Annotated in this window: 26 protein-coding genes and 1 pseudogene; 17 read left to right on the top strand and 10 right to left on the bottom strand. The window is 62.5% G+C overall.

What is annotated here, in order from left to right; genetic code table 11:
* Positions 1-481: 481 nt before the first annotated feature.
* The 3 genes from B0E48_RS12260 to B0E48_RS12250 form a co-directional block, all read right to left on the bottom strand.
* A complete protein-coding gene (locus B0E48_RS12260; protein WP_139350256.1) occupies positions 482-964 on the bottom strand; it encodes a DUF2314 domain-containing protein in 483 nt (160 codons plus the stop codon).
* 64 nt (positions 965-1,028) lie between these two features.
* Positions 1,029-1,418 (bottom strand): hypothetical protein, encoded by a 390-nt coding sequence (locus B0E48_RS12255; protein ID WP_139350255.1) that lies wholly within the window; start codon positions 1,416-1,418, stop codon positions 1,029-1,031.
* 76 nt (positions 1,419-1,494) lie between these two features.
* On the bottom strand, positions 1,495-2,136 hold the full coding sequence (locus B0E48_RS12250) for a hypothetical protein (RefSeq protein ID WP_077518345.1): 642 nt from the start codon (positions 2,134-2,136) through the stop codon (positions 1,495-1,497).
* Positions 2,137-2,302: 166 nt separating this feature from the next.
* Here B0E48_RS12250 and B0E48_RS12245 point away from each other — a divergent pair, with 166 nt between their 5' ends.
* Positions 2,303-3,310: an integron integrase gene (locus B0E48_RS12245; protein ID WP_077518344.1), complete on the top strand. Its 1,008-nt coding sequence runs from the start codon at positions 2,303-2,305 to the stop codon at positions 3,308-3,310.
* Between the two features lie 130 nt (positions 3,311-3,440).
* Here B0E48_RS12245 and mfd read toward each other — a convergent pair whose 3' ends face one another.
* Positions 3,441-6,986 (bottom strand): transcription-repair coupling factor, encoded by a 3,546-nt coding sequence (gene mfd / locus B0E48_RS12240; RefSeq protein WP_077518343.1) that lies wholly within the window; start codon positions 6,984-6,986, stop codon positions 3,441-3,443.
* 108 nt (positions 6,987-7,094) lie between these two features.
* Positions 7,095-7,700, bottom strand: coding sequence for a GNAT family N-acetyltransferase (locus tag B0E48_RS12235; RefSeq protein ID WP_077518342.1), 606 nt, complete (start codon positions 7,698-7,700; stop codon positions 7,095-7,097).
* A 201-nt stretch (positions 7,701-7,901) separates the two neighbouring features.
* Here B0E48_RS12235 and B0E48_RS12230 point away from each other — a divergent pair, with 201 nt between their 5' ends.
* Entirely contained in the window at positions 7,902-8,303 is a 402-nt protein-coding gene (locus B0E48_RS12230; protein WP_077518441.1) for an MmcQ/YjbR family DNA-binding protein, read from the top strand.
* A complete protein-coding gene (locus B0E48_RS12225; RefSeq protein ID WP_077518341.1) occupies positions 8,300-8,704 on the top strand; it encodes a VOC family protein in 405 nt (134 codons plus the stop codon). Before B0E48_RS12230 ends, B0E48_RS12225 begins: the two co-directional genes overlap by 4 nt.
* Before the next feature lie 42 nt (positions 8,705-8,746).
* Here B0E48_RS12225 and B0E48_RS12220 read toward each other — a convergent pair whose 3' ends face one another.
* Positions 8,747-9,493: an SGNH/GDSL hydrolase family protein gene (locus B0E48_RS12220; protein WP_077518440.1), complete on the bottom strand. Its 747-nt coding sequence runs from the start codon at positions 9,491-9,493 to the stop codon at positions 8,747-8,749.
* Between the two features lie 41 nt (positions 9,494-9,534).
* Complete coding sequence (locus tag B0E48_RS12215; RefSeq protein WP_217317975.1) at positions 9,535-12,375, bottom strand: winged helix-turn-helix domain-containing protein; 2,841 nt, start codon at positions 12,373-12,375, stop codon at positions 9,535-9,537.
* Between the two features lie 128 nt (positions 12,376-12,503).
* On the opposite strand from B0E48_RS12215, the gene B0E48_RS12210 reads away from it, so the two are divergent.
* The 10 genes from B0E48_RS12210 (at position 12,504) to B0E48_RS12165 (ending at position 18,350) form a co-directional block, all read left to right on the top strand.
* Positions 12,504-12,926 carry an LCCL domain-containing protein gene (locus tag B0E48_RS12210; RefSeq protein WP_139350254.1) on the top strand — a complete coding sequence of 141 codons (423 nt, stop codon included), beginning with the start codon at positions 12,504-12,506 and terminating at the stop codon, positions 12,924-12,926.
* Positions 12,923-13,528: a hypothetical protein gene (locus tag B0E48_RS12205; protein WP_139350253.1), complete on the top strand. Its 606-nt coding sequence runs from the start codon at positions 12,923-12,925 to the stop codon at positions 13,526-13,528. The genes B0E48_RS12210 and B0E48_RS12205 overlap by 4 nt, the downstream gene beginning before the upstream one ends.
* Before the next feature lie 40 nt (positions 13,529-13,568).
* Positions 13,569-14,114 (top strand): hypothetical protein, encoded by a 546-nt coding sequence (locus B0E48_RS12200; protein WP_077518337.1) that lies wholly within the window; start codon positions 13,569-13,571, stop codon positions 14,112-14,114.
* 22 nt (positions 14,115-14,136) lie between these two features.
* Positions 14,137-14,478 carry a hypothetical protein gene (locus B0E48_RS12195; protein WP_139350252.1) on the top strand — a complete coding sequence of 114 codons (342 nt, stop codon included), beginning with the start codon at positions 14,137-14,139 and terminating at the stop codon, positions 14,476-14,478.
* A 64-nt stretch (positions 14,479-14,542) separates the two neighbouring features.
* Positions 14,543-15,088: a hypothetical protein gene (locus tag B0E48_RS12190; RefSeq protein ID WP_077518335.1), complete on the top strand. Its 546-nt coding sequence runs from the start codon at positions 14,543-14,545 to the stop codon at positions 15,086-15,088.
* Between the two features lie 24 nt (positions 15,089-15,112).
* Entirely contained in the window at positions 15,113-15,658 is a 546-nt protein-coding gene (locus tag B0E48_RS12185) for a hypothetical protein (RefSeq protein ID WP_139350251.1), read from the top strand.
* Between the two features lie 339 nt (positions 15,659-15,997).
* The gene (locus tag B0E48_RS12180) at positions 15,998-16,774 is read left to right on the top strand and encodes a hypothetical protein (protein ID WP_077518333.1); all 777 of its coding nucleotides are present in this window, start codon (positions 15,998-16,000) and stop codon (positions 16,772-16,774) included.
* Between the two features lie 147 nt (positions 16,775-16,921).
* Entirely contained in the window at positions 16,922-17,266 is a 345-nt protein-coding gene (locus B0E48_RS12175) for a metalloregulator ArsR/SmtB family transcription factor (protein WP_077518332.1), read from the top strand.
* A complete protein-coding gene (locus B0E48_RS12170; RefSeq protein ID WP_077518331.1) occupies positions 17,263-17,646 on the top strand; it encodes an arsenate reductase ArsC in 384 nt (127 codons plus the stop codon). The genes B0E48_RS12175 and B0E48_RS12170 overlap by 4 nt, the downstream gene beginning before the upstream one ends.
* Complete coding sequence (locus B0E48_RS12165; RefSeq protein ID WP_077518330.1) at positions 17,646-18,350, top strand: aquaporin; 705 nt, start codon at positions 17,646-17,648, stop codon at positions 18,348-18,350. Before B0E48_RS12170 ends, B0E48_RS12165 begins: the two co-directional genes overlap by 1 nt.
* Positions 18,351-18,380: 30 nt before the next feature.
* Here the strand turns inward: B0E48_RS12165 and B0E48_RS12160 are convergent, their stop codons facing one another.
* The 3 genes from B0E48_RS12160 to rlmJ all read right to left on the bottom strand — a co-directional run bounded on the left by B0E48_RS12160 (position 18,381) and on the right by rlmJ (position 21,151).
* Positions 18,381-19,289 (bottom strand): cation diffusion facilitator family transporter, encoded by a 909-nt coding sequence (locus tag B0E48_RS12160; RefSeq protein WP_077518329.1) that lies wholly within the window; start codon positions 19,287-19,289, stop codon positions 18,381-18,383.
* Positions 19,290-19,353: 64 nt separating this feature from the next.
* Positions 19,354-19,866: a Slp family lipoprotein gene (locus B0E48_RS12155; RefSeq protein WP_077518439.1), complete on the bottom strand. Its 513-nt coding sequence runs from the start codon at positions 19,864-19,866 to the stop codon at positions 19,354-19,356.
* A gap of 349 nt (positions 19,867-20,215) precedes the next feature.
* On the bottom strand, positions 20,216-21,151 hold the full coding sequence (gene rlmJ, locus B0E48_RS12150) for a 23S rRNA (adenine(2030)-N(6))-methyltransferase RlmJ (RefSeq protein WP_077518438.1): 936 nt from the start codon (positions 21,149-21,151) through the stop codon (positions 20,216-20,218).
* Between the two features lie 141 nt (positions 21,152-21,292).
* Between rlmJ and B0E48_RS12145 the strand changes: the two genes are divergently transcribed.
* The 4 genes and pseudogenes from B0E48_RS12145 to B0E48_RS12130 all read left to right on the top strand — a co-directional run.
* The gene (locus B0E48_RS12145) at positions 21,293-21,706 is read left to right on the top strand and encodes a hypothetical protein (protein WP_077518328.1); all 414 of its coding nucleotides are present in this window, start codon (positions 21,293-21,295) and stop codon (positions 21,704-21,706) included.
* 76 nt (positions 21,707-21,782) lie between these two features.
* Positions 21,783-23,546: a copper resistance system multicopper oxidase gene (locus B0E48_RS12140; RefSeq protein ID WP_077518437.1), complete on the top strand. Its 1,764-nt coding sequence runs from the start codon at positions 21,783-21,785 to the stop codon at positions 23,544-23,546.
* A complete protein-coding gene (locus B0E48_RS12135) occupies positions 23,543-24,472 on the top strand; it encodes a copper resistance protein B (protein WP_077518327.1) in 930 nt (309 codons plus the stop codon). The genes B0E48_RS12140 and B0E48_RS12135 overlap by 4 nt, the downstream gene beginning before the upstream one ends.
* Before the next feature lie 8 nt (positions 24,473-24,480).
* Positions 24,481-25,077 (top strand): annotated as a pseudogene (locus tag B0E48_RS12130) (cytochrome c); the annotation flags it as partial.
* Positions 25,078-25,120: the final 43 nt, after the last annotated feature.

Raw genomic sequence — 25,120 nt, 5'->3', positions numbered from 1 at the left:
GTTCGAGGTAAATCGGCACGGCGGTGCCGGCGACCTGCCTCCACAGACACCTTTTCCCCGTAGCAGGTCCGGTGCTTTCTCATGGCCGTCTGGACGGCCGTTTCTAACTTAATTGATCAGAGCATCCCTAACGCTGGAGTTAAGCGGCGGCGAAGCCGTCCGCTTGAATGAGATGTTAGACGGTCGCGACGAGGACCATCTGTGCGAGTTTTTGCTGCTAGCGATGCTTTCCGGACTCGAAGGACCCGGGCAGCACCGGCGACCAATGTTGCGCCTTGCTCTTACCCTTTTTGGCTGGGCGCTTCGATGCACGTTTGGCCATGATTTCGTTGGCTAGCTCACGACCCCACTCTTTCACGAGAGCCTCGTACTTCTTTTGGATGCCCATGAAAGCCCCTTGGAATCCGCCCGGTACAAAATTCTGGATTGAGTCTAACGCTGGAGTTGAGCGGCGGCGCAGCCGTCCGCCTCGAACGGGATGTTAGACGCCAGCCCCGTGGTAAGTGTCTAAGAATTTCCCGACATAGTTGCCCTCCTCAGATCCATCCGCATGGGTAATCAGCCAATCAATCAAGGCGGACTCCGGGAAGGTATAGAACTGGCCGTTTTGGAAGCCCTTTACTACGCTGAGCTGGCTCGCAATATGGCCAATTATATGGTCGCCCTGGATCGAATTTACCTCAATGAAAACTTGCTCAGCTGCGCCGTTATTGTCATGCAAAATGGTGGTTGCAAAGAAGATCTCGCCTTGGGGAAGTCCCGCTAGAAACGTAGCCTTGGCCACTGGATAGGTCGACCTTGCCTTCGCAATATAAGGTGCCTCTGCGGCGTTGAGTGAAGCCTCGCCGTCTTTTGTGTATATCTGGACAGGCTTGTCTTTCGGGGCATCCGGAGACAACTGGGGCTCTTGCGCATGAGCCACAAAAGCGAGTAGAGCCACTAGAAGGAAAATCGGTTGCTTCATGCGCACCCCTGACGTCTAACGCCTGAGTTAAGCGGCGGCGAAGCCGTCCGCCTTGAACGAGTTGTTAGGCTGTAGGCGATGCATTCGCCAAGGCGTATCGGGCCGCAAAGCGAGTGCCAACTTTAGCGCCCGCCGCACCGGCTGCAAGAAACGATGCCGAAATTAGCACCATCATTGCCCAACCCGAAGGAGGGACAACGGAATAGTCCACTGGCTCCTCGGTGGTATGCGGCAAGGCGTAAGCAATCAACGCGAGATCGACTAACAAGACCAGCACACCTGGTAGAACGAAAGACCGTCTGGCGACGAACCCACCGCATGCCGCAGCGGAAAAAGAGCCGACGATCGGGATAGCAAATATCAATGCGGTGGAAGAGGACAGCTCGCTTGCAATCCCGAAGATGATCTGCACCGCAATCATTGCAAAAACGCCGAGAAACAGCCTTGGCTTCATGTGTGACTTCCCCTCCACTACAACCTAACGCCTGAGTTAAGCGGCGCGCGGTTAGCGCGTCCGCTTGGACGAGTTGTTAGGCAATTGCCGAAATATGGCGCCTAGCAAGCTCAAAGAATGAATGCCCGTCTACTATAAAACTACCAGAATCTCTTGCGGCTATCCGCTGTTCTGCGATGGCAGCCGCCTCCGTGAACTGATTTTTAATTAAATGAGTAAGAAGGCGTTCGCGCCAGAGCGTCACGACGGCTTTGGGTGAGCGTTGCAAAAGCCTTAAATGCTCTTCTTCAGCAAAAGCCATGAAGTCGTCGATACTAGTGATCTGTTGAGACGTAACTTTCACTTTTTCGTTGGCCTCCTCAACGATTCTGGTGATGTTGTGGTCGACCCACTCTTCACTCCATATACATTCGCGTACTGACTCGCCGAATAATTCCTGCCCACGCACGCTGAACGCGCCGTTTGCTCGGAGGCTCATGGGGCCGTTGGAGTTGTCAGACATGCCTAAGACTAGCCACTGCATATCATCGAGTAGGCGCCACTTAAACCTCAGGGTGTAATGAAGAGAATGCGCACGTGCACTCGATGCAAACGTCAATGAAAAGAAAAGCTCATCGAGCGGCTTAAATAAAAATCCGCCCGCCGAGCGCCAGCCATAGACCTTTCCCGCGGACTTCAAGGCTTTGCCAAGAAATTTGTTGAGTTCCGTCTGCTTCATGGCCTAACGCTAAGTAGATTTCATAATGCAGTCTAATACGGCAGCCTAATTCTGACATTCAGGCATCAAGTCGAGCCTGCGGCCTACGCAAATCAACAACTTATCCCCGTTGGCGCAGCCTAATGCGGCAACCTAATCTCGCCATGCATACAGACAGGAGAGATGGATGACATCCTTTCATGGAGCGGGAGCAGGGACAAGTGGCGTGGCGACACGCCCAGCACCGAAGTTGCTTGACCAGGTGCGCGAGCGAATGCGGCGGCTGGGCATGTCCAAACGTAGTGAGGAAGCCTATGTGGGCTGGATCAGGCGCTTCATTTTTGCCAATGACAAGAGGCATCCAAGCGAACTTGGCGCGCCGGAGATCGAGCGCTTCCTGACGACGCTGGCGGTGCATGGGAAGGTCGCCGCGGCCACTCAGAATCAGGCCCTGTCTTCGCTGCTGTTTCTCTACAAGCAGGTACTGGGTATTGATCTCCCATGGCTGGATGGGATCGAACGGGCCAAGCGGCCGCAGCGGTTGCCGGTAGTGTTGACCCGGTCGGAGGTTGCCGCGCTACTGGGGGAGCTGACCGGCCTTCACTGGCTGATGGGCAGCTTGTTGTACGGCACCGGCATGCGGTTGATGGAGTGCGTGCGCTTGCGCGCCAAGGATGTGGACTTTGAGCGCAACGAGATTCTGGTGCGTCAGGGCAAGGGCGCCAAGGACCGCCGCACCATGTTGCCGCGCACACTCAGTGAGCCGCTGCGAGCGCAGTTGGCCGAGGCTGCGCGGGTTCACCAGCGGGATCTCGCGGCCGGCTTTGGCCGGGTCTGGATGCCCGATGCGCTGGCGCGCAAGTTTCCGGGTGCTGCACAAGACTGGGGCTGGCAGTATGCGTTTCCCGCAGCGGCACGCAGTGTGGACCCGCGCGATGGGGCAGAACGTCGCCATCATGTGGACGAATCCCGACTGCAGCGTGCGATCAAGGCGGCGCGGGATCGTGCCGGTATCGTCAAGCCGGCCACCTGCCACACACTGCGCCACTCCTTCGCTACGCATCTGCTGGAGGCCGGCCAGGACATCCGCACGATCCAGGAGCTGCTCGGCCACAAGGATGTGGCCACCACGCAGATCTACACGCATGTACTCAATCGCGGCGGGCAGGGCGTGCTGAGTCCGCTGGATCGTTGAGGCTCGGCCTGTGCTGCCGATGCGCATGATCCATTTCCAGAAATAGTGTAGGAGCGGCTTCAGCCGCGATGCTCTTGCCCGGTCGGCGCCGACATACCCAAGAGCATCGCGGCTGAAGCCGCTCCTACAGTCAGCCGGGCCGACGTGCACCTAGCAGAATCAGCACTTCCTGCGCGCTGCGGATGCGCTCGGTGGCGCCGGGCAGGTCCAAGGTGATCTTCAGCTTGTCCTGGCCATCGAGCTTGTAGACGCGTGGCAGTTGCTGGATCAGCTTGATGATCAGCATGGGATCGACGTCGGGTTTTTCACGGAACACGATACGGCCGCCGTTGGCGCCGAAGTCGAGTTTGCGGATGCCGAGCGGGGTGGCCATCAGTTTCAGGCTGGCGACGGCGAACAGTTGCTTGGTGCTGTCCGGCAGCAGGCCAAATCGATCGATCATCTCCACTTGCAGGTCGCGCAGGTCGTCCTCGCTGCGCGCGCTGGCGATGCGCTTGTACAGGGTGAGGCGATGATGCACGTCGCCAAGGTAATCGTCCGGGATCAGCGCGGGCAGGTGCAGCTCGACTTCGGTTTCGTGTTCGCTGCTGAGGTCGAAGTCGGGGATCTTGCCGGACTTCAGCGCACGCACGGCGCGGTCCAGCAGTTCGGTGTAGAGGCCGAAGCCGATCTCCTGGATCTGGCCGGACTGTTCGTCGCCGAGCAGCTCGCCGGCGCCGCGGATTTCCAGATCGTGGGTGGCCAGGGTGAAGCCGGCGCCGAGTTCTTCCAGCGAAGCGAGTGCTTCCAGGCGCTTTTGCGCATCGGCGGTGATCGATTTGCGGTCGGGTACGACGAGATAGGCATACGCGCGGTGATGCGAGCGACCGACGCGGCCGCGCAGCTGATGCAGCTGGGCCAGCCCGAAACGATCGGCGCGGTTGATGATGATGGTGTTGGCGCTGGGGATGTCGATGCCAGTTTCGATGATCGTGGTGCACACCAGCACATTGAAGCGCTGGCGGTGGAAGTCCGCCATCACGCCTTCCAGTTCGCGCTCGGGCATCTGGCCGTGGGCGATGCGGATGCGCGCCTCGGGCACCAGTTCTTCCAGTTCACGCACGGTGCGCTCGATGCTCTGCACTTCGTTGTGCAGGAAGTACACCTGGCCGCCGCGCGAGAGCTCGCGTTGCAGCGCTTCGCGGATCGTCGCCGGATCCCACGCCGAGATGAAGGTGCGCACGGCCGATCGATGTGCCGGCGGCGTGGCGATCAGCGAGAGATCGCGCAGGCCGGCCATCGCCATGTTCAAGGTGCGCGGGATCGGCGTGGCGGTCATGGTCAGCAGGTCGACTTCGGCGCGCAGCTTCTTCAGCTGCTCCTTCTGGCGCACGCCGAAGCGCTGTTCCTCATCGACGATGACCAGACCGAGATTCTTGAACTTGATGTCCGGTTGCAGCAGCTTGTGCGTGCCCACGATCACGTCGATCTGCCCGTCGGCGAGGCGCTTCAGCGCCTCGTTCACTTCCTTGGTGGATTTGAAGCGCGACAGCACATCGACGCGTACCGGCCAGTCGGCGAAGCGGTCGGCGAAGTTGCGGTAGTGCTGCTGAGCGAGCAGGGTGGTCGGCACCAGCACGGCGACCTGCTTGCCGGCGGTGGCGGTGGCGAACGCGGCGCGCAGCGCGACTTCGGTCTTGCCGAAGCCGACGTCGCCGCAGATCACCCGGTCCATCGCGCGCGGTGCGGCCAGGTCATTGAGCACGGCTTCGATCGCTGTTTCCTGGTCGGGGGTTTCCTCGAATGGGAAGGTGCTGCCGAATTCCTCCACCAGCTGGCGGTCGATCGGCATCGATTCACCGCCACGCGCTTCGCGTTGCGCGTAGATAGCCAGCAGTTCAGCGGCGACATCGCGCACCTTCTCGGCGGCTTTCTTGCGTGCGCGTTCCCATGCGTCGCCACCCAGCGAATGCAGCGGCGCCAGTTCCGGTGCGGTGCCCGAGTAGCGGCTGACCAGGCCGAGCTGCGCCACGGGCACGTACAGCTTGTCGCCCTTGGCGTATTCGATGGTGAGGAACTCGCCATCCATGCCGCCGACGTCCATCGAGAGCAGGCCCTGGTAGCGGCCCACGCCATGATCGACGTGCACGATCGGCGCACCGAGGGTGAGCTCGGTGAGATCGCGGATGATCGCTTCCGGATCGCGTGCGGTGCCGCGGCGGCGCTTGCGGTCGCGCTCGCTGCGCACGCGCTCGCCGTACAGCTCGCGCTCGGTGAGCACGGTGATCGCGGGTTTGGTGAGCGCGAAGCCCTGTTCCAGGCTGGCGATGGTGATGGCGAAGCGCGGTGCCTCTGCAGGAGCGGTTATAGGAGCGGCTTCAGCCGTGATGCTCTTGTTGTCAATGCCGGTCGCGGCTGAAGCCGCTCCTACAGAAGGTGGTGGCTGCAGGAAGACTTGCCAGCCCTCCACGTTTTGCGGCTTCAATCCCGCTGCTGCCAGCGTCTCATTCAGCGCCTCGCGCCGTCCTGCTGAATCGGCTGCGATCAGCACGCGGCCCGGATAGCTGGCGAGGAAATGCCGTAGCGACGTACCCGGTTCTTCGCCCTTGCGGTTGAGCGGCAGCTCCGGTGCGGGCTGGGTGCCACTGGTGACGGCGTGTTCGTGACCGCTGTCGACCACTTCCACGCGCAGCCGCTTGTTGAGCTGTTCGCGCAATTGTTCCGGTGGAAGGTACAACTCGGCCGGTGGCAACACCGGGCGTTCGATGTCGTGTGCGCGCTGGTCGTAGCGTTCGGCGGTCTGCACCCAGAACTGGTCGGCAGCGTCGCCCGCGCCTTCGCCGAGCACGAACAACGCATCGTCGGCGAGGTAGTCGAACAGCGTCGCGGTCTCGCGGAAGAACAGCGGCAGGTAGTACTCGATGCCGCCGGGCGTGACGCCTTCCTTCATGTCCTGATACAGCGGGCAGCGGCGCACGTCGATCGGGAAGCGCTCGCGCAGGTTGCCGCGGAACTCCTTCGCCGCTTCCTCGGTGAGCGGGAACTCGCGCGCGGGCAGCAGCTCGATCTTCTCCACCTGCTGCTGCGAGCGCTGGGTTTCCGGATCGAAGCTGCGGATCGATTCCACCTCGTCGTCGAACAGCTCGATGCGGTACGGCTCGGCCGTGCCCATCGGGAAGATGTCGAGCAGGGCTCCACGCACCGCGAAGTCACCCGGCTCGGCCACCTGCGGCACGTTGCGATAGCCGCAGGCTTCGAGCCGGCGCTGTTCGCTGACCAGGTCGAGCTTCTGGCGTTTGGCCAGCACCAGCCCGGAGCCGGTGATATGCGTACGCGGCGCGATGCGCTGCATCAGCGTGGCCACCGGCACCACCAGCACGCCGCGCTTCACGCTCGGCAGCTGGTACAGCGTGGCGATGCGCTGCGAGACGATCTCCGGATGCGGGCTGAAGACGTCGTAGGGCAGCGTCTCCCAGTCCGGGAAATGCAGCACCGGCAGCCCGCCGGCGAAGATCTTCAGCTCGGCTTCCAGCGCCTGCGCGCGCTGGGTGTCACGGGTCACCGCCACCAGCAGGCCGTCGTGCGTGCGTGCCGCCTCGGCGATCAGCAGTGCCCGTGCGGAGCCGTGGGGCGGCGTCCAGTAACGGCGTTGTTTGGGGGTACTGGGAAGGGGCGGGTGCTTGATCAGGCTGGACATAGGGGACGCGTGTTCAAGGCGCCGCCATCGAGCCGCGCCGGGGAAAGCGGGCAAGTGTAACGCGACAGCCCCGGCTGGCCGGGGCTGTTTGTGCGTGCGGGTGGTCGATCAGAGCTTCAGCGTGATCAGCGCCGTGCCGGGTTCGTCCGGGATCAGGCGTTGGCTGAAGCCCAACTCCTTGCACAGCTCCAGCATCGGCCGGTTTTCCTGCAGCACGTAGCCCCACAGTTCGGCGAGCTTGCGGCGGCGCGAGTCATCGACCAGTCGCTGCATCAGCAGCGCACCGAGGCCGATGCGGCCCCAGTCCTGCTCTACCAGCACCGAGAATTCAGCCGTGTCGGTGGCCTCGTCGACGTAGATCCGGCCCACGCCGCGCATCTCGGCCGGCGTCACCGTTTCGTCCATCAGCACGTAGCCCGTCTCGAATGCCGGGTCGATCCGGCACAGCCGCTGCGCCATCGGCGCCGGCAATTCGGACATCGCATGCAGGAAGCGGCGGCGGATGTCCTCCGGCGACAGCCGGGTGAAACAACGCTGCATCGCCGCCACGTCGCCTGGCTCGATCGCGCGCAGCACCAGCTCGCGGCCGTCGCGGGTACGCACCGATTCGCCGGTACTCGATGGCGCCACGCGCGGGCGGGCAAAGCGTTCGCTGCTGCGCGGCGGCAGCGGTGCAAAGCGGTCAGGGGCGGCAAAGTCGATGGCGGGGATCATGGCAGTTCCATACTTTTGCGTATTGTGTGCATTGCAACATGAATTTTCAATAACGGACCATATCAGGGGCAGCCGAAGCACGTCCCGCCAAGCGCTGATGACCAGTCGTCTTCCTGCTGCGGCACGGCATTACGGTGATGCCACAGACAGGGTTTGGCCACGCACGGCACAATGCACATCGGATTCCAGCGGAGCAGCGGCATGACCAGCAAGCAGGCCAACGGCCTCACACCCCGCCAGCTGGAGGCGTTGTGCGGCAGGTGGCCGGGCGTGACGCGCGACATCAAATGGGGCGCGGACCTGGTGTTCAGCGTCGGCGGCAAGATGTTCGTGGTGACGCCGTCGGACGGCAGCGAAGGAGGGCGGCTGTCGTTCAAAGTCGCCGACGAACGCTTCCTGGAACTGACCGATCAGCCTGGCATCATGCCCGCGCCGTACATGGCGCGCTCCCGCTGGATCTCGGTCACCGAACCGCAGCGTTTTGGCACCGCCGAACTGCAAGCCCTCATTCTCGACGCCTACACCCTGGTGCGCGCGAAGCTGACCAAGAAACTGCAGGTGGAGTTGGGCCCAATACCGACACTGAAGGCAGGCAGGAAATGAACCAGCATCTTGGCGCCTTGGCGCTGCTGGTCGCCGATTACGATGAGGCGATCACGTGGTACACGAGGGCATTGGGCTTCGAGCTGATCGAAGACACCGACATGGGCGGCGGCAAGCGCTGGGTGTTGCTGGCGCCGCCCGGTTCACGCGAAACCCGTCTGTTGCTGGCCAAGGCGAACGGCGACGAGCAGGTCTCGCGTATCGGCAACCAGACCGGCGGTCGGGTATTCCTGTTGCTGCACACCGACGATTTTCAGCGCGACTGGCAGCGCATGCGCACAGCCGGCGTGCACTTTCGCGAGGAACCGCGCCACGAGGTCTACGGCACGGTCGCGGTGTTCGAGGATCTGTACGGCAATGGCTGGGATTTGCTGGAGTTGAAGCAGTCGCCGCAAATCTGAAGCGACGGTCGAAGCATCGCTTTCCTCCAGGCAAGGGCATGGCTAGTGCCGCAAGGCCTGTTCGATCGCCTGTTGCGCCAGCGGTGCCATCACGGCATAGCCGGCGGCATTCGGATGCAGCCCGTCGGCTGACAGATCTTTTTTCAGCATCTGATGGGTGTCGAGTAGCGCATCGTAGTAATCCAGATAGACGAAATGCGCGCGCTGCGCATAAGACTTGATCCACGCATTCAGCTCGCGGATTTCCTGCGGCGGCCGGCCCTTGGTCATGCCAGCATCGGCGTAGTCATTGACTGGCGTGAGCGAGGCGAGCACGACCTTGATGTGGTGGGCGCGCGCCAGTTCAGCCATCGATGCGAGGTTGTCCTCGATCATGCCGAGCGTGGACGGCCCGGTATTGCCGGCGAGGTCGTTGGTGCCGGCGAGAATCACCACCACGCGGGGTTTCAGCGCGATGACGTCCGGTCGGAAACGCACCAGCATCTGCGGTGTGGTCTGGCCGCTGATACCGCGGTTGATGTAGGGCTTGCCGGGAAAGAACACGCCGCTGCTGCGGCCCCAGAAATCGGTGATCGAATCGCCCATGAAGACCACGCGCGCCTCGCCGCGACTCGGTGCGGCAAGCTTGCTGTTTTCGTCGCGGTAACGTGCCAGCTCCGCCCAGTCAGACAGACGCTGCTCGCTCGCGGCAACGCGTTGCATCAGCGCGTCCGGTGACGGTGCCGCGGTCTGCGCAAGAACCAGTCCCGCATACAACAAACCGGCCAGGATCGCGATGGGTCTTATCATATGCACGGTCTCGTTGGCGCTGGAGGCGGCCCAGCATCGCATTACGGTTGGGAGTGTGCCGGCGTCATTGCAAGTCGCTGCATGACCCAGCCATAGCCATGCTGATCGGCGTCCTTCGCGAGTTCGTCATGTGCTTCCCTGGCGGCGGCGGGATCGGCCCCGTGCTCCAGCACCTGCACCCTCGCGAGCCTGGCTTCCAGTGCCATGCCAAGCCATCCACGTTTCGTTGCGTCGTCGGCAAGCGCCTGCAAGGCAGCTGCGCCGTTTTCGTGGGTGTCGATATCGCTTTGCAGCTGCACCTGTGCGATGTCGAGGGTGAGGATTTCCTGTCGCTGGTTGCTTCTTCCGCGCAAGTCGCGTGCATGCACGGCTGCCTTGTCTCGCGCGGCTTTGTCACCCGAAGCCGAATAGCACAATGCCAGCAAGCCTTCGCTGACGGCTTCGCCCGTGGTTTCCTGGCTCGTGGTCCAGTTATCCAGGGAGATTCGCAACGCCTCGATGGCCTCGGGCCAGTGCAATCGCCCCATCGCGATCTGGCCGAGCATGAGTTGTGCATTGGCGAGGTTGAACGTGTCGCCAGCGGTCTTGGCACGCTGCGCAATCGATTTGAATACGGCCGATGCAGCATCGACGTCGCCACGATCCAGCGCGATCTGCGCACATTCGAAATTGATCGTGGTGATCTGCTCTGGGTCACCCAGCGCGCGGGCTTCGGCTTGTCCCTTGCTGCAGGTATCGCGTGCGAGATCCAGTTCACCGCGTTCGCGCAACAGGTCGCTATAGGCGGCCAGCACGAAGACATGATGCGAGCGTTTGCTGGCCTGTTCGTCGAGCGCGAGCGCCTGCCGGTACATGTTGACCACTTCGTCGCCAGCGGATTCGTCCGACATCACCGTAGCCAGCCCGGTCAGGCTCCATGCCTGGCGTTCCAGATCATTGGTCTCGCGACCGATCTGCAAGGCCTGGCGCAAGGCGGCCTCGGTGCCATCGCGATCGCCGGCGGCCCACAGCATGCGGCTCAGGTCATCGTAGATCGCAGCGACGCCGCCCAGGTCACCAATACCCTGATAGATCGCCATCGCACGCTCATAGGTCTCGCGCGCCGCCGGGATCTGGTTGCGATTGAAGAACAGGTTGGCTAGATTCTGATACGACTGCGCCTCGCCATGCGGATTGCCGATTTTCCGGAAGCTGCTCGCGGCACTGCGCAACATGGACTCGGCGGCGTCGGTATTGCCGGAAGCGATGCCTAGTTGCAGTTGCGCGCTGGCGATCAGGCCCGGTTCGGCGCGTGTCTGCGCAAGCTGCAACGCGCGCTGCGCGTGAGCCATGACCGCCTTGGCGTCAGCACGTGCGGTCGCGATGTTCAGCGCGGCCAGCTCGACTCTCGGGTCATCACCAGCGCCGGGGAGTCGACGCAGGGCGCTCAGCGCGGTGTCGGCCTCGTCGTTCCTGCCAGCAGCCACCAGCGCAGCGACCAGCTGCAATGGGTAATCGGGATTCTGTGGCCGCAATGCCACCAGCTTGCGCCATGTCTCGATGGTGCGCGGCTGATCGGCCTGCATGTTGTATTGCTGCCCTTCGATCTGCAGGCGCTGTTCTTCCGGCAGCCCCGCGGCATTGGCCAGCGCCTGTTTCGATGCGGCGAGCGCCTTCGCGCGATAGCCCAGTGCCGCCCACGCCTGGGCGAGATACATGTAAGCCGGTGCATAGCCCGGAGCCTGCGCGATCGCCTGCAGCAATTCGTCGCGCGCGCGCGACGGGTCGTATTTCTGCAGGGCATCCAGCGCGAATCCGATGTGTCGTGCCACCTCGGCAGTCGGCGGCTGTGCGTTGGCGGCCTGGCGCAAGGTATCCCCGCTCAGCGCGCCGATGCCGAGCTTGTCGCGCAGGCCGGCACCGGCGGCGACCACCAGGGCGGGCAGCTCGGATACCGCACCCGAACGCGACAGGTCGGCCACCATCGCGCCGCTGCGCGCATCCTGCACGGCCAGATCGAGTCGAAGCTGCGGCGCTTCGGTGTCGCCGAAAACCAGGTAACTGCCGCTGAGCACGTAATCGCTGCCCAGACGTTGATGCAGTTGCGACAGGCTGGTTGATGCATAGCCGCCAGCCATGGGCGCAGGGAGGTCGGCGTGCGCCGCCCTCACCAGTTCGTCGGGAATCGCATGCAGGCGACCGCCTGCGGTGATTTCAGTCGCCAGCATTTCGGTCAGCGCGGGCGCCAGCCATGCATCCTTGGGATTGCTCGAGAGGTTGTTGAAGTCGACGATTGCGACCGCGCTGCCGGGTGTGCCGGCCACGCTGGCAACCGGTGTCTGCACGGCATGCCAGCGCAGCATCACTGCAACGATCAGCACGGATGCCGTTGCAATGATGACCGCGGGCAGGCCAAGCCGTCGCTTGCGTGCAACCGAGCTGGTGGGTACGGGGAGCGGAGTGCCTGTATCGATCGTGCGCCCGTCTGGTTCGGCCAGCACCGGCACTGGTGCCGCGTCCACGCCAACGTAGGCCGGTTGCATGGCTGCGGTTGCCGTCGCTGCGGTTTCGTTCGCCGTGCGGGAAACCGGCGCGATGAACCGATAGCCAAGCTTGGGCACGGTTTCGATGCAGCGACTTTCGCCGCCGTCGTCGCCCAGGGCACGCCGGATCAGCCAGATGTGCTTGGTCAGGTTCGATTCGTGCACGAAACCGCGCGGCCACAGCGCGGCCATCAATTCATCCTTGCTGACCACATGCCCGGCGCGTTCGACCAGCAACACCAGCGTGTCGAATACCTTCGGCGTCAGGGTCACTGCCTGCCCATGCACAAGCAGTCTGCGCTCGTGTGGATCGAGCTCGCACTCGGCGAAGTGGTAGACCGTATTCATTTGGGCGGACACGGCTCCAGCTCAAGGCAGGAAGCAAGCAGGAATTCTGCCAGAAAAATGCCAGAGCCACGGAAGGGACAGGGCGCGTGCTTCAGCCCACGCTGATCACCCATCCCGTCAGCTGCCTGTGCGAGCTCATCATGCACCGCATTCTCCAGTTCGTTGTACTCGCGCTGCTCGTTGTACAGGGCGCCTGCCACCGAGCGGCGTCGAGCACCGTGCTGCCGACGCTCGACTGGCAGACCAGTCCGTTGGATTTGAACCTTCGCGGGATGAACGGTGATCGCTATCGGTTCCGCTGCCCGTCGGGCAAGCCGAGGGCCGGTTCGGTCACCGGTAGCGGCCTGTACACCGATGCCTCGTCGATCTGTGGCGCCGCCGTGCACGCCGGTGCGATCGATGCGCAGCGTGGCGGCATCGTCACGATCCAGATCCTGCCGGGCCAGCCGGGCTACCACGGATCGATGCAGAACTTCCTGCGCAGCAGCGATTACCCGCATCCGTGGAGCGGCAGCTTTGCGGTGCTTGCCACACCCGATTTCGACGCGAGCGCACGCCGATGAGCGTCGAACGCAGTCTTTTCACCGCAGCGTGCCGGCGCCGCCGCCGGACGATGCGACCCACTCGCCTTTCACAACCCGGAGTCATGGTCATGGCCATTTTCGGCAAGAGCAGCATGGTCATCGTTGCAGCGCTCTGCATACTGAGCGCTTGTTCGCAGGGCGCATCCACGTTCTTCGACGCCAGCGCGACCACGCCAATTGCCGCGGCGTTCTGCGCGAAATTGCAGGCTTCAGTGCAGCCGATGGTGACGGCGCCGCTGACCTCGTTCTCGATCGACGACAGCACCACCGATGAAATGCATGCGGGGGAACGGGATTATGTGCGATGCATTTTCCGGCAGCGGGATTCCCAGATCGATGTGAGCCTGCACGACGATACGGATGGACTCTTCGACGATTCCGGCAAGAAGGGTTACGCAGCGTTGTCCGGGTTTGGCGACAAGGCCCGCTATACCGTCGGTCGCGAGGAGATGCAGTGGGTCGACGTGGTGCATGGCTCGATTGCCTGCGAGACGCGTTTCGCTGTCGATGCCAGGTTGTTGAACGGCGATTGGAAGCAGGTCGCCGGAAAGATGTGCGAGGCGGCTTTCGCCGCGCGCTGAGCAACACGTCAATCAGTCATTCCATCCAGAGGAAACGACCATGCTCAAACCCATCATTCGCTGCATCGTGCTCGCCGGCGCCAGTTGCCTTTTCGTGGCCTGCTCGAAATCCGCATCGACCACCACGGGGGCAACAGCCGGCACGGCCGACCCTGCGACCCATGCAGCAACGGCCGCCGCAGGGAATGTCTGTGACCGGAAACTGCTGGTCGCGGCGGATATGGCCGGCATCCTGAGCGAGCCGATCACCGGCACCAAGCCGCTCGAGGGCGATCCGCAAACCTGCTATTTCATTACCGCCACCGAGGCCCAGGGCGGTCCGAAGATCATGGTCACGCTGCGCTCTGCCAACGGGGGATCCACGATCCAGGCTTGGCTCAGTGGCGCCATGGGGTCCACTGCCACGCCGATCAACGGTGTGGGCGACAGCGCCGTGTGGGTCTCCGAACTAGGCGAACTCGACGCCGCATCAAAGAATGACCGGCTCTGCGTCATCAGCAAAGCCGGCGCTGCCGTGATTCAGCCCTCCGGAGATATGCGCAAGAAATTCGGCGATCTGTGCAACAAGATTTTTGCGGCGAACTGAAACTCAACCGGAGGAAATCATCATGCATCGCTTGACAGCTATCGCATTGTTCACGACAAGCGTGCTCGCTTGCTCCACGGCCTTGGCGGTTCAGCTCAATGGGAAATTGCCGATGTATCCGAACGGCCACAACATGAATGACATGCCGGCGTCGGCGATCGCCATGGGCGTCCCGCTGGTGCTCGAAACCAGCGACTCGGTGCCGACGGTAGACGGCTGGTACAGCTCCAACGCACCGAAATCCTGCGTGCGCACCAGCGCATCGCAAGGCATCAAGTACGCATGCCCCAGCGGCAGCATCATGATTTACGCGCATGGCAGCGTGACCCAGATCGCTTTCGTTCCGGCCATGCCACATCTCTGAGTTACGTCGTCGCCATCCGCCTCGACGAGCCATCACATGGCCCTCCATCCATCAGGAAAACACCATGAACAGTCTTGCCAGAAACAGACTCGTCTTCAGCTGTGCCTTTGGGGCGCTTGCTGCATCCGTCCTGATCTGCGCGATCGCCAGCGCACCGGTGCACGCCGATGATGCGTCCTGCAAGCCGATTTCGGACGCCATGATGAAGCAGGCGAATACGCCGTACCACGAAATCGCGATGGCCGACGGAAAAAAATCGGTCGAGAAGATCTATACGACCCACGCGCTGTACATCGGCATGAGAGGACATTGGACGAAAACTCCGATGACGTCGCAGGATGTGATCGATTTGACGCGTGAAACCGGCGCATCGTTTTCGAACTGCAGATCGCTGCGCACCGAAACGGTCGACGGCCAAGTCGCAACGGTTTACGCGGTGCTTATACAAACCACGACGCCGGCGAGCAGCAGCGATACCCAGATATGGCTCAGCAACGCCAGTGGCCTGCCTCTGAAGACCGAAGCGGTTACACAGGCAGGCGACCGCAAAGTTCATGTCTCGGCACACTTCGATCACGGCAACGTGCAGCCTCCGGCTGGCGTGAACTAGGCAGACCATCATGAGGAGAACATCATGTCGCACTTGAAACTACCTTTGCTCATGCTGGCATTCGCATGTTGCACAACCGCTGCATGTTCGCAATCCGCCAATCACCCCGCATCGAACGGTGGAACCGGTCCCGTCGCGGCGTCTGCAGCAGCCGATGACGGCACCAGCGACCCCGTCAAGTCGCTGGATTGCGACAAGCTTTTCACTACGGCGGACGTTGCCGGCATCCTCGAATCGCCGATCGAGCTCAGCCGCAACCCGCTCTCAAACGGCTGCACTTTCGAAAATGAGCGCGTTGCGATCCAGGTATGGATCGGCAAAGACACTACCGCTGAAATGTCCTGGAACGACGTCACTGCGAGTCCCGATAGCGCCAATTTCGTGGACTTGCCCGGCGTAGGCGACCAAGCGCGGCGCAGGGCATCCAACGGTTTTGAGGTGCTGAGCAGGAAGGGCAAGCTGTATTGTTTCGCGAGCCGTTCCAGCAACACCGACACCAACATCGGCGCGGAAGCATTGGCAAAACGACTAGGCGCACTGTGCAACAAGGTCTTCGCCGTCGGTTCGTAAGCATGGCGAGTTGTCTTTTCCTCTGATGCCGGTGAGTCATGCCGAGTTCTGCGGTTTTCGCTTCACTCAGGCGATATGCCCCTTGCGGCCTTGATCCCAGCATGGCGGCATCCCCGTGTACGCCGACGTTTTCCATCCCATGGCGATTCGCTTTGCCGGATGCAGCGCAGAGCACGGGTTTGCGCACGGCATAAATATTCATTTGAATCAGTGTATTGCTAATGCCGTTCTGTATGGTTTTGTATGCGCGCATACTTCTCGGCCTTCGCATTCCAGCGAAGAGGGGAGACAGCAACACAATCCATGAACTGCAGAGCGCAAGCTCTGAGGGAGGCTTTTATGAAAAGCATGAAACCCTGGATGGCGTCGATGGCTGCACTGTTGTGCATCGCTGGCGTCCACGCAGCAGAAATGGGCAAGACGCATGTCATCCGGGATTACACCGATACCGTGGCGCCCGCAGATCAGCAAGCCTACGAGGCTGGAGTCAAGAGCTACAACCAGTGCCTGGGCCAGCATGGCTTCAAATATGCGTGGGTCGCGTTGCTGCATGAAACGGGTGACACGTATCGGTACTCGTATATTTCGGATCCCTCGACATGGGAAACTTTCGATGCGATGCACACCGCGGGCAAGGCGTGCGATCAAACGTGGCGGACGGAGGTGAATCCGCATCTGAAAAGCGAGACAAGCGCATTTCTTGAACCCATGCCTGAACTCACCTATATGCCCGGTGGCATGCCCAAGACGTCTGCGCTGACGGAAGTCACCTACTTCAAGCTCAAGCCCGGCCACGATGCATCTGAGGCATTCACGAGTGTGGCCAGGAAAATCGCCGCGGCTGCCGAAAAATCCAAGTGGTCAGAGCATTTCATGATTGCGAAGGTCAAGGACGGTGATCAAGGGGCGCCGGATTTCATGGTGGTGAGTTTCTCCAGGAGCTGGGCAGACTTCGGCGAAGATGCCAATCCGACACTATGGAAGATGGTCGAGAATACGTATGGCAAGGAAGACGCCGCTGCGTTGCGCAAGTCACTCAATGACGCCATCCAGGATGTGTCGTCCCATGTGGACAGCTACAGCGCGGATCTGACTTATCAGCCATCCGGCAAGTGATCCTCGACAGTGCCCAGATGGCCCTCTACTGAGGGCCATCTTTTTTTCTGCGAGACTAGTCAAGGGGACAATTTCAGCCAGCGTCGACCGTTCTTCACTGATTTTCCGGGTCTTGATTTGATTTCATATTTCCATAAATATAGAAATATGAAATCAAAAACCGCGCTCGCATGCCTCAATGCTCTGGCCCAGGAGCATCGCTTGAACATCTTCCGTTTGCTCGTCCAAGCCGGCGAGGAGGGCATGGCCGTGGGCGAACTCGCCGCAGCGACGGGCCTGGCCGGAGCCACGCTGACCAACCACCTGCACATCCTGCGCCGTGCGGGGATGGTCAGTGACGAGCGGCTGGGACGCGTGATCCAGTGCCGTGCGGACTACATCCAGATGAATGCGCTGCTTGGCTTCCTCACGGAGAACTGCTGTGCGATTTCGGCCGATGCGAATTGCTGTGCCCCCGTGGCCGTATGCAAACCCACACGGCGGAAGCTATGAAACGCGTCTTGTTCGTCTGCATCGAAAACTCCAATCGCAGCCAGATGGCGGAAGCGTTCGCGCACATCCATGGCGGGGATCAGGTGGAAGCCCTGAGCGCGGGATCCCGGCCCTCAGGGCTGATCAATCCGAAGGCCGTCCGGTTCATGGCGGAACTGGACTACGACCTGACAACGCATGCCTCCAAATCGCTCGGCGAAGTTGAGGGTGAGTTCGACGCCGTGATCACAATGGGCTGCGGCGACGAGTGCCCCTGGGTGCCGACCAAGCGTCGGGAAGACTGGGGCTTGGCTGATCCGAAGCACATGGATGATGACGCCTATCGTGCAGTCCGCGACGACATCGCATTCCGCGTCCGAACCCTGCTGGCAACGCTCTGATGAACCTCTGGCGAAAATTGCTGGCAGAATTCATCGGCACGTCGCTGCTGCTGGCCACGGTGGTTGGCTCGGGCATCATGGGTGTGGCCCTTGCGAACGGGAACAACGCGATCGCCCTGCTGGCGAATGCTGCCGCGACGGCCTGCGTCCTTTACGTTCTTGTCGAGTTGTTGGGGCCGATCTCGGGTGCGCATTTCAACCCGGTGGTCACGCTGATCATGCGCATCCATCGCGAGATCGGCAATCGCGATGCACTGGCTTATGTCGTGGCGCAGCTGGTCGCCGCGGTAGCGGGAGTGATGCTTGCCCACCTCATGTTCGGCCTGCCACTGATCCAGGTCGGCATGCACGTGCGCGCCGGGCCGCCACAGTGGATCAGCGAAGGCATGGCCACATTCGGGCTGATGCTGACCATCCTGTTGGGTCGTCGTCACCGGCCAGCTGCTGTCCCGGCTCTGGTGGCGAGCTATATCTTCGCCGCCTACTGGTTTACCGCGAGCACATCCTTCGCGAATCCGGCCGTGACGCTTGCGCGTGCGTTGACGCAGACGTTTGCAGGCATACGACCTCAGGATGTCACAGGCTTTGTGCTCGCGCAGATAGCCGGTGCTCTGCTGGGTTGCGCAGTGGCTGCTGCACTGCGCAGATTGGCACCAGAACCATCTCCGTCGACAACCGAAGCTGCCAAGGTCGGCGCGACCTGAGCTCCGGTTGGCCAAAAGTGGACTTTCCAATCAGTCGGCGATATCCGGCTCGAAGAAACTCCAGCGCACATCGTCGAACTCGACCTTCATCGCGGCCTCGACGCTGTTGATCGCGTCGATCAGTGCGCGGTCGCTGGCGACCGGCTGCATGCGCGCCTTCACCGCCACCATCACGTCGGGGCCCATTTGCAGGGTGATCAGGTTCAGCACTTCGGCGACTTCCGGGCGACTTTTCAGGAAGTTCATCAGCTCATCGCGGCGGCGCGGCTCCATGCCCTGGCCGATCAGCAGCGCCTTGACCTCGATCGCCACCAGTATGGCCACGACAATCAGCAGGACACCGATCGCGACGGTGCCGGCGGCATCGAACATCAGGTTGCCGGTGAGCATGGTCAGGCCGATCGCCAGTGTGGCCAGGCACAGGCCGATCAGGGCGGCAAGGTCTTCACCGAAGATCACCAGCAGTTCGCTGGAACGGGTCTCGCGGAACCATGTCCACAGATCCTGCGTACCGCGTGCCTTGTTGACCTCCTGCATGCAGCCGCGCATCGAGAAGCTTTCGGCGACGATGCCGAATACCAGCACGCCCAGCGCCAGCCACGGCCACTTCAACGGTTCGGGGTTGGTGAATTTGTGGATGCCCTCGTAGATCGAGAACATGCCGCCCACGCTGAACAGCAGGATCGCAACGAGGAAGGACCAGAAGTACAGTGCGCGACCCCAACCCAGCGGAAATTCCTCCGACGGTGGACGTTTCGCCTGGCGCATGCCGAGCAGCAGCAGACACTGGTTGCCACAGTCGGCGAGCGAGTGCACGGCCTCGGCCAGCATCGCGCCGGAGCCGGTAACAACTGCCGCAAACAGCTTGGTGACGAAGATCGCGAAGTTCGCGCCAAGCGCGAGCAGGATCGCTTTCAGCGAATTGGCGTGACCGGACATGCGATGCGAATCCTTGGGCTGGGGCTGGGCAGTGTAGCGGTCACGCGGACGCGGTGAGGCCGGTTCAGCGGATGCCGACGCCCAAGCCGACGCCGAAGTGGATGTTGTTGCGGCCCTTTTCCATTTCCGCCGGTGTCCACACGTGCGACTGCGCCGTGACGACCAACGGGAACACGTAGTCAGCCTCGCCAACCTTGCCGGCGCGGCTGCCGTTGAGCTTGCCGCTGACCGTCATCAGCGCACCTGGCGGATAGCTGAGCGGCTCCACGAAGCCGGGCATCACGGCGATGAAGCGGCCATTGCCGCTGTCGTTCGCCTGCGGTCGCTGCGAGGAATCCAGCGGGTAGGCCAGCAATTCGACTTCGCTGTGATCGGGGAAATTCTGTACCTGCACGATGCGGCCGCCCCAGATCACTTGGTTGCCGGTGAAATGCTCGGGAGACTGCGCCACCTGGGATGGGACGGCGACAACGGCGTTCGGCGCGCTCTGGTAGATAGGTGCCGGAGCGCAGGCGGCCAGGGTCAGCGCAAGCAGCGGAGCGGACAGGTGGCGCAGGGAGTGGGCAGTGACGGACATGGTCAAAACTCCAAAGGGCTACTGAGCTAGAACGGTCTGCATGATGGGGCGAGGTTGGTTGCCTACGCTACATCAAGCAGCGTGGGCAGGTCGTGCAGCGATGCCGGAAGCGGAATATGTGGAAGCTCGAATTCTTTTCTGTCGTCATTCCGGCGAAGGCCGGAATCGCTGTTGATCTTGCGATAGGCCTAATGGATGACCAGGTTCGCTGTGAGTAAAGCGATGACCAGCTTCGCTGTTTTAGAGCTCCTCCGGCCCTTGCCACCTTTTGTGGGGTTCGCCGGAATGACGAGATTTGAGTGGACCGGCATGACGAGGTTCGAGGAGGCTTTCCTTGGTATTCCTGCCATCAGCGCTTGCGCGTCGGAGCACCGCGCAGCGGCGGCCGCGCTGCTGCCAGACGCGACGGTGGCAACGGGCTGGGCGCGGGCAGCTCGGCACCTTCCTGTCGCAGCCAGTCCAGCTTCCATTCGGCCGGGCGCTCCTGTGACAGCAGGCTGGCCAGCGCGCGCAGCGGTTCGCGCAGCACGTCGTCGAGGTTCCATGGCGCGTTGAGGATCACCATGCCGGAGCCGTTGAGGCGCAGCGGTGAATCATCCGGGTGCACCAGCAGTTCGGCACGCAGCACGCGCTTCGCGCTGCTGCGCTGGAGGCCGCGCAGGAAGGGCTGCACCTGGCTGCGCAGCTTGATCGGATACCACACGGCGTAGACGCCGGTGGGCCAGCGCAGCAACGCTTCCTTCAGTGCCTTCTCGATCTGCTTGTACTCGGCTTCCTGTGCCTCGTACGGCGGGTCGATCAGTACCAGACCGCGTTTTTCCTTCGGCGGCACGAGTGCCTTCAGCGCCTCGTAGCCATCGCGCTGATGCACATGCATGCGCGGGTCGCGATGCAGCAGTTCGCGCAGCTTGGCGGCTTCATCCGTATGCAGTTCGCACAGCTGTGCGCTGTCATCCGGGCGCAGCAGACGGGCGACTTGCAGTGGCGAGCCGGGGTAGTGTTTCAGGCCCTGTTCGTTGCCTTCGCCGGAGAGGATCAGACTGCGCCAGCGCTGCAGCAGCGGCGGTACCTTCTCGGCCGGATGCAGGCGGGTGATGCCGTCTTTGTGCTCGCCGGTCTTCTTCGCCTCGAAGCCGTCCAGTGCGTAGCTGCCGCTCCCGGCATGCGTGTCGATGTAGCAGAACGGCGTCGGCTTGGCCTGCATCGCCTCGATCAGCGCGAGCAGCACGGTGTGCTTCAGGACATCGGCGAAGTTGCCGGCGTGGTAGGCGTGGCGGTAATTCATGGCGGTCACGGCGGGCAGGGTGGCCAAGTATAGACGGGCGGGTGGCTGGTTCCTGTTGTGAGGCTTCGATACCCGGGCGCGAAGCCGGATGGATGCAGGTCCAGAGTTGAGGCAGGACAACGCAGCGCCTAAGCTGCGCCGATGCCCCATACGCTTCGCCACCTCGCACGCTTGCCGCACCTTCGGGTGATGGCATGGCTGGCGTGGCTGATGCTTGCAGTGGCGCCCGTGCATGCGGCACCAGGCGGGATGATGGGCATGGCGCCTGCTGCCGGCCATGCTGCGCATCTGGCGCAGGCTTCCGATCATGCGCATCACACCATGTCGGCCAAGGCCGAGTGTTGCGACGGTCGGGACCATGCCGGTCACGGCACGACGAACGCCTGTCATTGTGCGGCGACGTGCGGTACGGCGTTGCCGGTCATGGCAATGGCAACGTTTCCCCCTGTAGCACCGGCTGCCATGCCTGTTCCACTGGGCTTGGTGGTCGCGCCCAAGCTCATGCATGCACCACCGCTGCGACCTCCACTGGTCGCACTCCCCAAGCTGACCTGACCTGTCGCGCTTCACTGCGCGACGCTGGCCATGACTGACTCCGGCTACGCCGGAGCGCGCTATGTGGAGTTGCACCATGAAACCTGTTTATCCCTCGGCAGACGCGCTGCCGAGCTATTCCCGCCGTCGTTTCGTGCAGGGCCTGGCGCTGGGCGGCGCGTTTGCCGGCATCGGGCTGTGGCGCTCGTCGCCGGTCTGGGCGCTGACCAGCGCCGGCGAGCCGACCGTGCCGGGCGGCACCGATTTTTCACTCGATGTGCTCGAGGCGCCGGTGAACTACACCGGGGCGCCGCGGCTCGCTACCACGGTGAATGGCAGCGTGCCGGGGCCAGTGCTGCGCGTGCGCCAGGGCTCGGCCGTCACGCTGCGCGTCACCAACCGGTTGCGCGTGCCCACCTCGATCCACTGGCACGGCATCGTGCTGCCGTTCCAGATGGACGGCGTGCCGGGGATCAGTTTTCCCGGCATCGCGCCGGGCGAGACCTTCGTCTACCGGTTCACCCTGCGCCAGTCCGGCACCTACTGGTATCACTCGCACTCGGGCTTCCAGGAGCAGACCGGACTCTATGGTGCGCTGGTGGTCGAGCCGGACGGTCCCGAGCGCCATCCCACCGATCGCGACTACGTGGTGATGCTGAATGACTGGACCGATGAAAACCCCGAGCATGTCTACGCGAAGCTGAAGAAGCAGAGCGACTACTACAACCATGCCCAGCCTACCGTCGCCGATTTCATGCGCGACGTGCATCGCGAGGGACTCGCGCCGGCGCTGGCGCAGCGGCGCATGTGGAATGCGATGCGCATGAATCCGACCGATCTGAGCGACGTGTCGGGCAGCACCTATACCTATCTGATCAACGGCACCGCGCCGGCCGGCAACTGGACCGGGATCTTCCGCGCCGGCGAGAAGATCCGCCTGCGCTTCATCAACGGCTCGGCGGCGACGATTTTCGACGTGCGCATTCCGGGTCTTAAGATGACCGTGATCAGCGCGGATGGCCAGGACGTGGAGCCAGTGGCGATCGACGAATTCCGCATTGCGGTCGCCGAGACCTATGACGTGATCGTGGAGCCGCAGGACGAGCATGCCTACACGCTGTTCGCGCAGTCGATCGACCGCAGCGGCTACGCGCGCGGCACGCTGGCGCCGCGACCGCGCATGGAGGCTGCGGTGCCAGCGCTGGATGCACGCGTCTGGCTCGGCATGCAGGACATGATGGGCGATATGGGCGGGGCGCATGCATCGCATGACATGGCCTGCATGGATCACGGTGATATGAGTCAGGCTGACATGGTTGACATGGACATGGGCGCGGCGCCGGCGGTGCGCCATGCACGCACGGAAGTGGGTCCGGGTGTCGACATGCGCGTGAACACGCCGCGCACGAATCTCGACGATCCCGGCGTCGGTCTGCGCGACAACGGCCGGCGTGTGCTGACCTATGCCGACCTGCACACGATCGGCGGCCCGATCGATACGCGCGAACCCGGCCGCGAGATCGAACTGCACCTGACCGGCAACATGGATCGCTACATGTGGTCGTTCGACGGGGTGAAGTTCTCCGATGCCAAACCCGTGCATTTCAACACCGGCGAGCGGCTGCGCATCGTGCTGGTCAACGACACCATGATGAATCACCCGATCCACCTGCATGGCATGTGGAGCGAGCTGGAAAATGCCGACGGTGAATTCCAGGTGCGCAAGCACACCATCAACGTGCAGCCGGCGCAACGCATCAGTTACGCGGTGACCGCCAACGCGCCGGGGCGCTGGGCGTATCACTGCCACATGCTCTATCACATGGAGGCGGGCATGATGCGCGAGGTGGTGGTGTCATGAGCATGCGCAGGAAGATATCCACCGCTACTCGCTGGCGTCGTCGCATGCTGTTTGCTTGCATGCTGCTCGCATGGCCGCTGCTCGCTGCGGCGCAAAGTGCGGACACGCCGGCGGCTCCGCCGATGCAGATGGATTCCTCGGCTATGCCGGGCGTGGACCATGACGTGAAGCCGGAAGCGAGTCACGACTCGATGTCGACCATGGCTAACAGCGCCACGACCACGACGAACACGCGCAGTCCGGACTATTCCAATGGCATCGGCCAGAGCAGCATGCCAGGCATGGACATGAGCGACAGTCAGCCGCTGGGCATGCTGAAGATCGATCAGCTCGAGCTCACCGACGGCCGTTATGCCACCGGCAACGCGTGGGATATGGAAGGCTGGTATGGCAACGACAGCGACAAGCTGTGGCTGCGCAGTGAGGGCGATGCCGATCATGGCCGCATCGAAGAGGGCCAGGTCGAGGCGTTGTGGAGCCATGCCGTCGCTGCGTTTTGGAACACCCAGCTCGGCGTACGACAGGACGTGGGCGAAGGTCCGCATCGCTCGTGGGCCGCATTCGGCATCCAGGGGCTGGCGCCGTACTGGTTCGAGCTGGAAGCGACAGGCTACCTTGGGCCATCAGGCCGTACTGCCGCACGCTTCCGCGCGGAGTACGAGTTGCTGTTCACGCAGTGGCTAATCCTGCAGCCGGAGTTCGAACTCAATCTCTACGGCAGCGACGATCCAGCCAGCCATATCGGCAGCGGCCTCTCCAATACCCAGCTGGGCCTTCGCCTGCGCTACGAAGTCAGTCGGCAGTTTGCGCCCTACATCGGCATCGTGTGGATCCATCGCTATGGCGTGACCGCTGATTACGCACGGCTGGATGGCCAGCCGTCGATGGATCGGCAATTCGTTGCCGGCGTGCATATCTGGTTCTGAGGACAGCCATGAAACACTTCACCATCATCACGACCACGGTGGCGCTGGTTGTCATCGGCGTCGTTGGAGTCGGCGCGTTCGTCTACTCCGGCATCTACAACATTGGCGCCGACGATCACCACACGCGGCCGGTCCATGCGTTGATGCAGACGTTGCGCGAGCGTTCGATCGAATGGCGCTCAAAGGCCCTCACGGTGCCGAACCTCGACGACCCGCAGCTGATCCTCAAGGGCGCCGGCCAGTACGCGGCGATGTGTACCGGCTGCCACCTGGCACCGGGCATGGCCGACTCCGAAATGCGGCCGGGGCTGTATCCGCAACCGCCCGAATTGGCGAAGTTTCGTTCCGATCCGCGCGAAGCGTTCTGGGTGATCAAGCACGGTATCAAGATGAGCGCGATGCCGGCATGGGGCTCCAGCCACGACGACGCCACCATCTGGAGCATGGTGGCGTTCCTGCAGAAACTGCCCGGTCTCTCGCCGGCGCAATACCAGGACATCGTGGCCAGGGCGCCGCCGGACGAGGATATGGACGAAGACCACGGGCACGGCGAGACTGATGCGCATGGTGCGGCGGATATGCAGGGCATGCAGATGTCCGCCAAACCGACCTTCAAGGATTCCACTCGCGATGCCACCACCGATGACG

The sequence above is a fragment of the Rhodanobacter sp. C03 genome (assembly GCF_002001175.1).
Lineage (GTDB): Bacteria > Pseudomonadota > Gammaproteobacteria > Xanthomonadales > Rhodanobacteraceae > Rhodanobacter.
Note: the sequence above shows the minus strand (reverse complement) of the source record. Positions and strands in the feature narration are given on the sequence as shown.